We start from the raw sequence: 13419 nt of genomic DNA, 5'->3' as shown, positions 1-13419 counted from the left end.
CCCGCGGCCCCGTGTCGCCCTTGAAACCCGCGCATCCGTCGGGGTCCGAGCCGGGCACCGACGGATGCGCGTCACCTCACGCGCCGACCGAGGGTCGCCGGCTCAACGCACAGGGCCACCGATAGCGCCGATGACCCCGTCGAGCGGAGTTCCCGATGCATCGCGCTTGGCACCGCCTTCCGGCAATGTGCGGGTGGTTCCCTCACCGGACACCGCAAGGGCCGGTGCCTCGCCGACCCAGGCGAGTGCGAGCTGGTCTTCCCCCTTGAGGAACCGCTGTGCACGGACGCCGCCCGTCGCGCGTCCCTTCGGCGGGAACTCGGCGAAGTCGGACACCTTGCCGGTGCCCGGGTTAGTGCCCGCGATCGTGTCCCCACTGGTCGCGACGGTGACCACGACCGCGGATCCCGCCGCTTCCTGAGACACCGCACCGAAGTAGACGGCGCTCGCGCCCTCGCTCAGCTTGATGCCCGCCATGCCGCCGGCACCGCGGCCCTGCGGGCGCACGCTCGACGCGGCGAAGCGCAGCAGCTGCGCATCCGTGGTCACGAAGACCAGTTCGTCGGTGTCAGACGTCTCGCACGCGCCGACGACGACATCGCCCGGCTTCAGGGCGATCACCTCGAACTCCGGCTTGTTGGCCCAGTCACCGGGGGTGAGTCGCTTGACGACGCCCTGCGCGGTGCCGAGCGTGAGCGGGACCGGAGAGTCGGATGCCACGAGCGCCAGCACGTGCTCAGCCTTGTCGGTGAGGCCGACGTAGTCGGACGCACGCACGCCGGCCGCGAGCTGCACGGAGTTCGCCGGAACGGCAGGCAGGTCGACCGGGGTGATCTTGACGATGCGTCCCCTGTTGGTCACTGCGCCGATCTCGGCACGACTCGTCGTCGCGATGGACCACGCGATCGCGTCGTGCTTGCTGCGTCGTGCCGGGGGAGTGATGCGCGGAGTAATGCCCTCCGCGTCCGGCTCGAGGTCGACGCGCACCAATCGTCCCGTGGCCGAGAGGAACACGCGACACGGCACATCGGCAACCTCCAGCACCGCGGATGCCTTGGCTCCCGTCGTCGCGCGGGACGGCCGTGCCGACGTGAGCAGGGTGCGCCGCGGCGTGCCGTACTTCTCCGCCACCTCGCCAAGCTCGTCGGAGACGACGCCCTCGATGCGTGCGTCGCTGGCGAGGATCTCCTCCAGCTCGGCGATCTCCGCCAGCAGTGTGTCGCGCTCGGCCTCCAGTTCGATCAGGGAGAACTTCGTCAGGCGGCGCAGGCGCAACTCGAGGATGTACTCGGACTGTGTCTGGCTGAGGTCGAACACCTGCATCAGCCGACTTCGCGCCTGGTCGGAGTCGTCGCTCGTGCGGATGACCTGGATGACCTCGTCGATGTCGAGGATGGCGATCAGCAGACCCTCGACGAGGTGCAGGCGTTCGCGCTTGCGCGCCAGCCGGTACTTCGAGCGGCGCGTCACGACCTCGATGCGGTGGTCGAGGTACACCCGCAACAGCTCGCGCAGTCCGAGCGTGCGTGGGTTGCCGTCGACGAGGGCGACGTTGTTGATCGAGAAGCCGTCCTCCAGCGGCGTGAAGCGATACAGCTGCTCGAGAACCGCCTGCGGGCTGAATCCGGTCTTGATGCCGATAACGAGACGCAGTCCCCTGCTGCGGTCGCTGAGGTCGGTGACGTCGGAGATGCCGGCGAGCTTCTTCGCGTTGACGCCGTCCTTGATCTTCTCGATCACCTTCTCCGGGCCCACCAGGTAAGGCAGCTCAGTGACGACAAGGCCCGTCTTGCGCGCGGTGATCGGCTCCACGGCGACCTTGGCGCGGGTGCGGAACGTGCCCCGGCCGGAGGTGTAGGCATCCTTGACGCCGTCGAGTCCGACGATGATGCCACCACCTGGCAGGTCGGGGCCGGGAACGAACTCCATGAGCTCGTCGAGGGATGCCTCGGGGTTCGCGAGCAAGTGCCGTGCGGCTCCGACCACTTCAACGAGGTTGTGCGGCGCCATGTTGGTCGCCATGCCGACGGCGATGCCGCTGGCACCGTTCACCAGCAGGTTCGGAATGGCCGACGGCAGTACGTCCGGCTGCATCAGCTGGTTGTCGTAGTTGGGGACGAAGTCGACCTCGTCCTCATCGATGCCGTCGGTCATCGTGAGCGCGGCCGGCGCCAGGCGGACCTCGGTGTATCGGGCGGCGGCAGGCCCGTCGTCGAGAGAACCGAAGTTGCCGTGGCCGTCGATGAGGGGCAGGCGCAGCGTGAAGTCCTGCGCCATGCGCACGAGCGCGTCGTAGATGGCGGAGTCGCCGTGCGGGTGGAGCTTGCCCATCACCTCGCCGGTCACGCGGGCCGACTTCACGTGTGCACGATCGGGACGCAGGCCCATCTCGCTCATCTGGTACAGGATGCGACGCTGCACAGGCTTCAGCCCGTCTCTGGCGTCCGGCAGCGCGCGGGAGTAGATGACCGAGTACGCGTACTCCAGGTACGAGCTCTGCATCTCGGCGGAGACGTCGATGTCTTCGATGCGCTCTGGAGTCGCCGACTCTGCGGCGGGCGTACGGCTTGATCTGCGGTTGTCTGCTGCGCTCACTTCGTGCAATCTCACGGGGGTCCCGACGGGTTCTCCCACGCCGACCCGACGACGGATCCCAGTCGACTCGGGTGTGTCAGACTGGCCAAGTGGGGACAATGCTACCGGCCGGATTCCCGTCCACGACGAGCCTGGCCGACGTTCTGACCAGTTGCCTTGCGGCGATGACAGGTGGTCGACCGACTATCCCGCTTCCGGAGGTCCAGAGGGCCGTCGTGGTCGTCGCGGACGGCCTCGGGGCGCACGCTCTCCGGGCACGATCCGGGCATGCCCGCTTCCTGGGACTTCGTCTCACGAGGTCCTCGACGATCGACAGCGGATCGCCGACGACCACGGCAGCCGCCATCGCCACCCTGTGCACGGGACGGATGCCCGGCGAGCACGGCATCGTCGGCTACCGCGGATTCGACCCCGATTCGGATCGCGTCTTCAACCACCTGAGCGGATGGACCGGGACTCCGGCGCCCGCGACCTGGCAGCGTTGCGACACGGTCTTCGAGCAGGCGGCACCCCTCGGGGTGTCCGCTTACGCTGTCGGCCCCGAGCGCTACCGTGCGTCGTCATACACGGCAGCAGTCCTGCGCGGTGCCGAGTACATCGGTGCGAGCAGCATGCAGCGCCGGGTCGAACTCATACGAGAGCTGTTCGATCGCGGAGGCAAGCGCCTCGTCTACCTGTATGTGCCCGAACTGGACGTCGCTGCCCACGGCCAGGGGTCCGAGTCCAGCTCGTGGCTGATCGCGCTCGAGGAGCTCGACTCGGTGATGTCCATGCTGGCCCGCACTCTTCGCGCCGGCGAGGGAGCGTTCGTCACGGCCGATCACGGCATCCTCGACGTTCCCGCGTCGTCGCATGTGATCTACGACGGCGTGCCTGAGCTGACGGACGGGGTGGCGCACGTCGGGGGAGACCCGCGCATGCTCCAGCTCTACCTCCCGGCGGACGCGACGAACGACGAGGAAGCCGCCCTCGCTGCGGCGTGGCGCGACGCTGAGGGACATCGTTCCTGGATCGCCACCCGAGCCGAGGCCATTGAAGCGGGATGGTTCGGACCCGAGGTGGACGCCGCGGTGGCACCACGCATCGGAAACGTGCTGGTCGCCGCCAGAGCCCGGATCGCGTATTACGACTCGAAGCCCGAGAACGCCAAGGCACGGCTGATGGTCGGTCAGCACGGATCGTTCACACCCGAGGAGCAGAAGGTCCCGCTCCTGCGGCTTGGCGCATTCGAATAGCGCTGGCCGGCTTCGAAGAGAACGTCCTTCCAGACGCTCAGGCCAGGTCGTCGTCCGTGCGCGCGCCGAACACGATCTCGTCCCAGCTCGGCATGGACTTGCGTCCTCGCTTCGAGCCCCGCACGGGACCGGTCTGCGTCTGCCGTTCGTTGGCTGCCGAGGGTGCGGGCGCCTGAGGCAGAACGGGAGCGGCCGGTTCGGGCGCATCGAAGGCATCCAGCGGGATATCGACTGCCTGAGGCTGCGAGTCCCGCAAGCCTGCCGCCTCGCGCTCACCCCGACGCTTGCGCAGTGCTTCGAGCAGGTCCGCCGTCTGGTGCACATCGCGCGGCTCATCGTCGTCCGCACGCTTGATGGCCTGGATGGTGATCCCGTTGTTGATGTTCTGAGGCGTTCGCCCGAAGGGCGGCTCCGGACGAGCGGCGGCCTGCGGCGCGTCGTCGAAGGCGAACGCGCCGCTGTCAAACTTCGACTCGTCGGGCACGGGCACCATGGGCGTCACCGCACGCAGCCGGGGGATCAGCCCCGTCTGGAGCTCGCCCTGCTGGGACAGCGTGTGCGCATCCGTGTTGGTCGGAGCGAGTGCGAGTTTGCGTGGCTCGAAGCTCCAGCGCGCGTCGTGGTCGACCTCGTCGGCGGTGAAGGTGAGCTTGACGAGCCAGCCCGCCTCCGGCTCTTTCCAACTCGTCCACCGTTCGCCGGACGCGCCAATGGATGTCAGCCGGTCGCGAATCACCGAGCCGAACGTCGATCCCTCGCTGAGCGGATCGATGTCGGCACCGGTACGCACCGGCACTGAGAGCGCCGACGAGACGATGTGCTCCCGTTCGGCGATGATCGGCCCCTCGAATCGCTCGACGTAGCCGATGGCAGCGCCAGTGAGCGTCGCGACCTCATCCGCCGACATGCCCGAGCGGATGTGCGCCTGGATCTCGCGCGGCGACACCTTCGGCCCGTTCACAGGCTCCGGCTTGAGCTGACGGAGCCGGGACTGCAACATCTCGTCGATGGCGATGCGGAATCGTTCACCACTGTCGTTCGCGGCGAGCAGTGCGCCGTTCTCGACGCCGATGACCTTCAAATCCTGCATGCGAAACGCCTCTTTCGACCTGGTTGCGTTCGCCCCCCACTTTGCCATGTGCGAGCGCCATTGCCCGGGAATAACCGGGGCGTGCCGCGAGTTGATGGGTGCGCAAAGGCAAGATCCGAAGAACCTGAGGGCTTGTTTGCTATTCCAGGGCGCCTGGTGCAAACTATGCCCGCCGATTTCTTCGGTACGCAGTCAATCAAGAAGTGGATGGGCATGGCAACCGATTACGACGCGCCGCGGAAGACCGACGACGACTCCGAGTCGATCGAGGCTCTGAAGGAGCGAGTGCCGGACAAGATGTCCGGGGTGGTCGACGTCGACGATGCCGACAACCCCGGCGGATTCGAGTTGCCCGGCGCCGATCTCTCCGACCTCGATCTAGACGTCGTCGTGCTTCCTCCGCAAGCCGACGAGTTCACGTGTGTGAGCTGCTTCCTCGTGAAGCACCGCTCTCAGATCGACCACGAGACGAAGCTGGGACCGATCTGCGTGGAGTGCGCGGCCTGACGTCATCAGGAACACAAGTAAGAAGAGCCGGCGACTGGTTGTCGCCGGCTCTGTCGTTAAGCCGATAGCGGAACGGTCATCGGCGACTGAGTCACTCCGCGGGCACGTCGCCCGCCCGGTCGTTCAGCGCGCGGGCGAGTTCCGACGGACGCCTGCTCGAGAGCAGCCAGTACGGCGTCGGGTCGTCCTTGTCGAGGATCGGGACGCGCACCACTCCACTTGCCCAGCCTCGGATGAGAAGCCAGGCACGGGCATCCAGGAGACGTCCGCGCTGCAGGGTCGCCTCGGACCCGTCGAAGGCCTCCGCCATCCCGAGATAGCCGCGCTCGATGTGCGCACGGCCGGCGTGCAACTCGTTCGCCGTGAGCTCGATCGTCGGCGAACCGATGATCAGGCCGACCACGCACCCCGCGTAGAGCACGATGGCCACGATGATGCCTGCGGTCATGTTGATCGGCGCGAACACGATGATGCTGGCGGGGATCACGAGCGCTGTCGCGACGAAAAGCCAGGGGGCGGCCCACAGCCGCTCTCGGTACACGGTCATGGGTCTATTCGACCAGAGTTCTGCACTACCCTCGACACGTGACCGAATCCGTCGACGTGCTGACCACGGCGGCCGAGCCCCCTCGGTATGCCCATCACGACGATGCCGGCGCCGACCTGTGCTCGCGGGATGCCATCACGCTGGCCCCCGGAGAGCGCGCGACGGTGGGTACCGGAGTGGCGATCGCCCTTCCCGAGGGGTACGCCGCCTTCGTCGTCCCGCGAAGCGGTCTGGCAGCACGCCACGGCATCACTATCGTCAACTCGCCGGGCACAGTGGATGCCGGCTACCGGGGCGAGATCCGCGTGACGCTGCTCAACACGGATGCCGCGGAGCCGTACGCGATCTCGGCCGGCGACCGCATCGCCCAGCTGGTGATCATGCCGGTGACCCGGGCCGCATTCGTGCCGGTGGAGTCACTTCCCGAGAGCGTGCGCGGTGACGGCGGATTCGGATCCACCGGATACACAGCACTTCAGTCAGGAGACAACCCGTGAGCGACACAGGCGACATCGCCCCCGACGAGTGGGAGAAGTCGGCACCCGAGGATCGCGAGACCGAGGGCCCATTCGACGACAGCGAGGCCAACCCGGTCCGCCCTTACATCGACCTCGGCGGTGTGAAGGTGCTGCCGCGCGATGGACTTCAGCTCCGCCTCGAGGTCGAGGAGGAGACGGGTCGCGTCGTCGCGGTAGGACTGGACTACGCCGGCTCAACGCTGCAGGTCCAGCCGTTCGCCGCACCGCGATCCACGGGTCTGTGGCACGAGATCCGCGCCCAGATCGCCGATCAGATCCAGCGGCAGGGCGGCCGCACGAGCGAGCGCCATGGCCCGTTCGGACCGGAGCTGGTCGCCGAGATCCCCGTCGCTCAGCCCGGTGTCCCCGGCGAGACCCGCATCGCGCGTTTCATCGGTGTCGACGGACCGCGATGGTTCCTCCGTGGCGTGATCGCCGGCGATGGGGCCATCGACGCGAAGGCCGCTGCCGAGGTCGAGGACCTCTTCCGCAGCGTCGTCGTCGTGCGCGGCGGACAGCCGATGCCTCCGCGTGACCTCATCCCGCTGCGGATGCCGGCCACTCCGAGCGACACGTGAGCGACGACGAGCGTCCCGTGCCGCCGAGGGCGGCATCCGACTCAACGGAGCACGGCGCGGACCAGCGTGTTCCCGGATGGGAGCAGGCGATCGCGCAGGCAGCCGGCCAGTCCGGGCTCGGCGCCCTCGCCGACGAGGAGACGCCAACCGGCAAAGCCCTCTTCGCGGCGATGGGCGGCGTTCGCGGGCTGTGCGAGACGATCCTTCCCGGACTCGTGTTCCTCGTCCCGTTCACGGTGCTCACGAGCATCGACCAACCGTGGGCGCAGCGGTGGGCGATGCCCATCTCGCTGGGAGCCTCCGTGCTCATCGCGCTCGTCTTCACGCTGGTACGGATCATCGGGAAGAGCCAGGTCACGCAGGCCGTCGCCGGCCTGATCGGCGTCGCCGCCTCAGCAATCCTCGCCCTGCTCACGGGCAATGCCGCCAACAACTTCCTCCTCGGATTCTTCATCGACGCCGGATACGCGATAGCGGTGCTCGTCTCGATGCTGGTCAGGTGGCCGCTGCTCGGCCTCATCATCGGCTATCTGATGGGCGACGGGGTCGCGTGGCGGCAGGATCGGCGCAAGCTCCGCGCCATGCAGGTGCTCACCGCGTGCTGGCTCGCACTCTTCGCCGGGCGGCTGGCAGTGCAGCTGCCGCTCTACTTCGCGGGGCTCACGGTCGCCCTCGGCTTCACGAAACTGCTGATGGGCCTGCCGCTCTACGCTTCGCTGGTGCTGGTGTCATGGCTCGTCGCGCGGGCGATCTATCCGCCGAAGAAGCCGGAGCAGGCGCCACAGGGCTGAGCGGAGCGACGCGGGAGCCATGCAGTCTCAGGGGCTGACGTCGGCGGAGGTCGCCGAACGTCACGCAAGCGGACGTGCCAACGTCACCAAGCAGCGCACGTCGCGATCCGTCGCGGACATCCTGCGCGAGAACGTCTTCACGCTCTTCAACGGCATCCTGACCGCGTGCTTCGTCGCGATCGTGCTGATCGGCGACCTGCGCGACGGATTCTTCTTCGGGGTCGTCGTCGTCAACGCCCTGATCGGCATCGTGCAGGAGCTGCGGGCCAAACGCGTGCTCGACAGGCTGGCGCTGCTTGCGGCATCCGAGAGCCTCGTCATACGTGATGGCGAACCGCGAACGGTGCGCATCGACGAGGTGGTCGAAGACGATGTGCTGGTGCTGCGGCCAGGCGACCAGCTGCCGGCGGATGCCCGGCTCACCGACTCGAACGGGCTCGCGGTCGACGAGTCCCTTCTCACCGGCGAGTCGGAGCCGATGCTGAAGGGTGCCGGGGACGAGCTGCTCTCCGGATCCCACGTCATCGCCGGAACGGGCACCGCGACGGTGACCGCCGTAGGAGAGAGGTCCTACTCGGGGCGTCTGACGAGCGAGATCCGGCGCCACTCCCTCGTGTCGTCCGAGCTGCGCAACGCGACGAACCGCATCCTCGTCTACATCTCCTGGATCCTGGGCCCCCTGATCGTCATCACGCTGGCTGGGCGGATCGTGGCGTACGGAGGCTTCCGCGCGATGGCCGGAGCTCACTTCTGGCCGTTCGCCGTTCGCGACGCCGTCGCCAGCGTCGTCGGAATGATTCCCGAGGGCCTCGTGCTGCTCATCAGCCTTGCGTTCGGGGTCGCGGCCATCCAACTGGCGACGAAGAAGGTCCTGGTGCAGGAGCTGGCGGCCGTCGAAGTCCTCGCCCGCGTCGATGTGCTGTGCCTGGACAAGACCGGCACTCTCACGACGGGCGAGGTGGCGTTCGATCGTCTCATCGCGCTCGATCGGGTCTCCGAGCGCGATTCGTCCGCGGCCGTCGCGGCCTTCGCGTCGGATGCCGCCGGCAACTCCACGATCGGCGTGCTCGCCCATCACTTCACGGCGTCCGTCGCCGATCCGACGTCCCGTCTGCCCTTCAACTCGACGACCAAGTACAGCGGCGTTCGCTTCGCACTCGACGGCAGGGAGACCACGTGGCTGCTCGGCGCACCCGAACGACTGCTCGCGGCGCATCCGGCGGATCTGGCCGCCGCCCAGACGCAGGCGAGGTCGGGGCTTCGCGTGCTCGCCCTCGTGCGTTCCACTACCGGTTTCCCGGATGCGACCGCCGGCCCGTCCCTGGACGTCGAGGTCGTGCCCGCCGCGCTGCTCACGTTCCGCGAGACACTCCGGTCGGACGCCGCGGAAACGCTGGAGTACTTCGCGGGTCAGTCGGTCCGCGTCGTGGTGATGTCGGGTGACAACCCGATCACAGTCGCTGCACTGGCCCGCACCCTCGGCATGGACTCCCAGGCGATCGACGCCGCGACTCTCACGGACGCCGCAGCCTGGCGCGAGGCGCTCGCGCACCACGCGGTGTTCGGCCGCGTCACGCCCGACCAGAAGCGCGAGGCCATCGGCATCCTGCATGAGCTCGGACACACGGTGGCGATGACCGGCGATGGCGTGAACGACGCGATGGCCATCAAGGATGCGGACCTCGGGATCGCAATGGGCGGAGCGACTGCGGCCACGAAAGCCGTCTCGCGGATCGTTCTCCTGGACAATCGATTCGGCGGCCTGCCCGATGTTCTGGCTCTGGGGCGCAGGGTGATCGCCAATGTGGAACGCGTGGCGAACCTCTTCCTCGCCAAGACCACCTACGGCATCGTCCTGGCGCTGGTGACGGCGTTCGCGGCGCTGCCGTTCCCCTTTCTTCCTCGACAGCTGACGCTGGTGTCCACTCTCGCGATCGGCATCCCGTCCTTCTTCTTGGCGCTCGCGTCGAATCGGCGGATCTACACGCCGGGGGTGCTGCCACGCATCCTGAAGTTCTCGATTCCGGCGGGCGTCATCGCGGCTGCGACGTGCATCCTGGCGTTCCTGCCGTTGCGGCAGGCCGTAGGGCTCGACGAGGCGCGCAGCGTGGCGACGATCTCGCTCTTCGTGGTGTCGCTCTGGATCGTCGTGGTGCTCGCGCGTCCGTTCAGCGTGCCGCGCGCCATTCTGGTCGCCTCCGTCACCATCGCGGGCGCCCTCGTCTGTGTCGTGCCGTTCACCAGATCGTTCTTCATGCTGGAGGTGCACGGGGATCCGGCGCTCGCATACGGGATCGCCGTCGGCGTCGCCGGGGCGATCGTCATCGAGCTTTTCGCCCGGTTCGCGAAGCGCAGGAGCTTCCTCTTCGACCGCGTCTGAACGGATGCCGACTCTCCTCTCTGCTCGGCCGCACGCCGCTCGCGCCGAGCCTGCCTGCCGCGCGCCCAGGCCGATTCGACGCTTCGACGGAGTGCTACAGTTATCTCGACATCAAGATAAATTCGGGCATTCGGGATGCCCCGCGCACGTCGCGGGTAAGGGCGGCCTTGCTAGAGACTCCGCCGAGCCGATCACCAGAATGTTCAGGGGGCGGGAGTTCTCGATCCCCGTGCCGACGAAGGAGAGGGCAGCGTGTCTGCGGACAGCGTTTCTACAGTGAACAGCTTCGGAGCCCGAGACACCATCACGGTGGGCTCGACCGACTACCAGATCTTCCGTATCGACGCGGTACCCGGTTACGACAAGCTTCCGTTCAGCCTGAAGGTGCTGCTGGAGAACCTCCTGCGCACCGAGGACGGGGCCAACGTCACCAAGGATCAGATCTCGGCGCTCGGCAACTGGGAGCCGACCGCTGAGCCGAACACCGAGATCCAGTTCTCGCCGGCACGCGTCGTCATGCAGGACTTCACCGGCGTTCCCTGCATCGTCGACCTCGCCACCATGCGCGAGGCGGTGAGCGCGCTCGGCGGCGACCCGAAGAAGATCAACCCGCTTGCGCCCGCCGAGCTGGTCATCGACCACTCTGTGATCGCGGATGTCTTCGGCACGCTCGACTCGTTCGAGCGCAACGTCGAGCTCGAGTACGAGCGCAACGGCGAGCGGTACCAGTTTCTGCGCTGGGGTCAGACGGCGTTCGACGACTTCAAGGTCGTGCCGCCGGGAACCGGAATCGTGCACCAGGTCAACATCGAGCACCTGGCGCGCGTGACGTTCACGCGCGAGGTGAACGGAGTGCTGCAGGCCTATCCGGACACCCTCGTCGGTACGGACTCGCACACCACCATGGTCAACGGACTCGGCGTGCTCGGCTGGGGCGTCGGCGGCATCGAGGCCGAGGCCGCCATGCTCGGCCAACCCGTGTCGATGCTCATCCCGAAGGTTGTCGGATTCAAGCTCACCGGCACCATCCCGGCCGGCGTGACCGCCACTGACGTCGTGCTCACCATCACGCAGATGCTGCGCAAGCAGGGCGTGGTCGGCAAGTTCGTCGAGTTCTACGGTGCAGGCGTCGCGCAGGTGCCGCTCGCGAACCGCGCCACCATCGGCAACATGAGCCCGGAGTTCGGCTCGACGGCGGCGATCTTCCCGATCGACGACGTCACCCTCGACTACCTGCGCCTCACCGGACGTTCCGAGGAGCAGGTCGGCTTGGTCGAGGCGTACTCGAAGGCTCAGCATCTGTGGCACGACCCGGAGCGCGAGCCGGTGTTCAGCGAATACCTCGAGCTCGACCTCGGCACGGTCGTGCCATCGATCGCCGGTCCTCGTCGCCCCCAGGACCGCATCGAGCTGAGCCGCTCCAAGGATCAGTTCAACACCGACCTGCACGACTACGCACAGATCGACCACGACATCGTCGACCTCACCATCTCCGAGTCGTTCCCGGCATCCGACCCGGGCGAGCTGTCGCCGGCCGACGCGCACAGCGAGCACTCGCACCACCACCGAAGCCACGCGCCGCACACGGCGTCCCGGCCCACCCCGGTGCAGTACAACGGCGACAAGTTCGTCATCGACCACGGTGCCGTCGCGATCGCAGCGATCACCTCGTGCACGAACACCTCCAACCCCGAGGTGATGCTCGCCGCCGGGCTGCTGGCTCGCAACGCGGCTCAGAAGGGCCTCAAGGCGAAGCCGTGGGTCAAGACCACGCTCGCGCCAGGCTCCAAGGTCGTCACCGAGTACTACGAGAAGGCCGGCCTGACCGGATACCTCGAGGACCTCGGCTTCTATCTCGTGGGTTACGGCTGCACCACCTGCATCGGCAACTCCGGTCCACTGCCCGAGGAGATCTCGGCAGCGGTCAACGAGAGTGACCTCGCGGTCACCGCGGTGCTCTCCGGAAATCGCAACTTCGAAGGTCGCATCAACCCCGACGTCAAGATGAACTACCTGGCCAGCCCGCCGCTGGTCATCGCGTACGCTCTTGCCGGGTCGATGAACTTCGACTTCGAAGCGGATGCGCTGGGCACCGACCAGGACGGCAACGACGTGTTCCTCGCCGACATCTGGCCGGACGCCGCCGAGGTGCAGTCCACGATCGACTCGTCGATCAACCAGGAGATGTTCACCAAGGAGTACGCGAGCGTCTTCGACGGCGACGAGCGGTGGCGTTCGCTGCCGACGCCCACCGGATCCACCTTCGAGTGGGATGCCGTCTCCACCTACGTGCGCAAGCCCCCGTACTTCGACGGCATGACGCTGGAGACCACGCCGGTCTCCGACATCGCGGGTGCACGAGCACTGGCCAAGCTGGGCGACTCGGTCACCACCGACCACATCAGCCCCGCCGGATCCATCAAGGCGGACAGCCCCGCCGGTCGATACCTCACGGAGCACGGCGTCGAGCGCAAGGACTTCAACTCCTACGGCTCGCGACGCGGCAACCACGAGGTCATGATCCGTGGAACCTTCGCGAACATCCGTCTGAAGAACCAGCTTCTGGACGGCGTCGAGGGCGGGTTCACCCGCGACTTCACCAAGGATGACGCTCCGCAGTCGTTCATCTACGACGCGTCCGTCAACTACCAGGAGGCTGGCACGCCGCTCGTCATCCTGGCGGGCAAGGAGTACGGATCCGGATCGTCCCGCGACTGGGCGGCCAAGGGCACCTCGCTCCTCGGCGTGCGCGCCGTGATCGCGGAGAGCTTCGAGCGCATCCACCGTTCGAACCTCATCGGCATGGGCGTGGTCCCGCTCCAGTTCCCGGCAGGCGAGTCCGCAGACAGCCTGGGCCTGGACGGAACCGAGGAGTTCTCGATCACGGGTCTCACGCAGTTGAACGATGGCAGCACACCCAAGACGGTGCACGTCGTCGCGACGCCGACCGCTCACTCCGCTGCAGGCAAGACGCCCGTCGAGTTCGACGCCGTCGTGCGCATCGACACACCCGGTGAGGCGGACTACTACCGCAACGGCGGCATCCTGCAGTACGTGCTGCGGAGCCTGGTGGCGTAGCCGTCAGAGCAAGCGGATGACGGGGCCGGAGGGGAACCTCCGGCCCCGTCATCCATGGGGAGACGAACGCGCCGGACCCTCGCGGAGGTCCGGGCGTTCG

Annotated in this window: 10 protein-coding genes; 7 read left to right on the top strand and 3 right to left on the bottom strand. The window is 67.4% G+C overall.

All coding sequences use genetic code 11. The features are described from left to right. Positions 1–102 precede the first annotated feature (102 nt). On the bottom strand, positions 103–2502 hold the full coding sequence (locus ACX9R5_RS12470) for a DNA gyrase/topoisomerase IV subunit A (RefSeq protein WP_459409682.1): 2400 nt from the start codon (positions 2500–2502) through the stop codon (positions 103–105). A gap of 191 nt (positions 2503–2693) precedes the next feature. Between ACX9R5_RS12470 and ACX9R5_RS12465 the strand changes: the two genes are divergently transcribed. Then, positions 2694–3830, top strand: coding sequence for an alkaline phosphatase family protein (locus ACX9R5_RS12465; protein ID WP_459409681.1), 1137 nt, complete (start codon positions 2694–2696; stop codon positions 3828–3830). Between the two features lie 37 nt (positions 3831–3867). On the opposite strand, the gene sepH is transcribed toward ACX9R5_RS12465, so the two are convergent. Next, positions 3868–5082, bottom strand: coding sequence for a septation protein SepH (sepH, locus tag ACX9R5_RS12460; RefSeq protein ID WP_459409352.1), 1215 nt, complete (start codon positions 5080–5082; stop codon positions 3868–3870). Positions 5083–5133: 51 nt separating this feature from the next. Between sepH and ACX9R5_RS12455 the strand changes: the two genes are divergently transcribed. Beyond that, positions 5134–5427, top strand: a complete 294-nt coding sequence (locus ACX9R5_RS12455) for a DUF4193 domain-containing protein (protein ID WP_170023872.1) — start codon at positions 5134–5136, stop codon at positions 5425–5427. 91 nt (positions 5428–5518) lie between these two features. On the opposite strand, the gene ACX9R5_RS12450 is transcribed toward ACX9R5_RS12455, so the two are convergent. After that, the gene (locus ACX9R5_RS12450; protein WP_459409351.1) at positions 5519–5974 is read right to left on the bottom strand and encodes a DUF3093 domain-containing protein; all 456 of its coding nucleotides are present in this window, start codon (positions 5972–5974) and stop codon (positions 5519–5521) included. A gap of 38 nt (positions 5975–6012) precedes the next feature. Here ACX9R5_RS12450 and dut point away from each other — a divergent pair, with 38 nt between their 5' ends. From dut to acnA, 5 genes are all read left to right on the top strand, one after another. After that, positions 6013–6471: a dUTP diphosphatase gene (dut, locus tag ACX9R5_RS12445; protein WP_459409350.1), complete on the top strand. Its 459-nt coding sequence runs from the start codon at positions 6013–6015 to the stop codon at positions 6469–6471. After that, entirely contained in the window at positions 6468–7070 is a 603-nt protein-coding gene (locus ACX9R5_RS12440) for a DUF3710 domain-containing protein (RefSeq protein ID WP_459409349.1), read from the top strand. Before dut ends, ACX9R5_RS12440 begins: the two co-directional genes overlap by 4 nt. Continuing rightward, positions 7067–7861, top strand: a complete 795-nt coding sequence (locus ACX9R5_RS12435; RefSeq protein ID WP_459409348.1) for a DUF3159 domain-containing protein — start codon at positions 7067–7069, stop codon at positions 7859–7861. Before ACX9R5_RS12440 ends, ACX9R5_RS12435 begins: the two co-directional genes overlap by 4 nt. 19 nt (positions 7862–7880) lie before the next feature. Continuing rightward, the gene (locus ACX9R5_RS12430) at positions 7881–10241 is read left to right on the top strand and encodes an HAD-IC family P-type ATPase (RefSeq protein WP_459409347.1); all 2361 of its coding nucleotides are present in this window, start codon (positions 7881–7883) and stop codon (positions 10239–10241) included. Positions 10242–10517: 276 nt separating this feature from the next. After that, the gene (gene acnA, locus ACX9R5_RS12425) at positions 10518–13319 is read left to right on the top strand and encodes an aconitate hydratase AcnA (RefSeq protein ID WP_459409346.1); all 2802 of its coding nucleotides are present in this window, start codon (positions 10518–10520) and stop codon (positions 13317–13319) included. The last annotated feature ends 100 nt before the right edge of the window (positions 13320–13419 follow it).

The sequence above is a fragment of the Rathayibacter sp. CAU 1779 genome, from assembly GCF_054551755.1.
The sequence above is the reverse complement of the archived record's forward strand: the minus strand, read 5'-3'. Positions and strand labels throughout refer to the sequence as shown.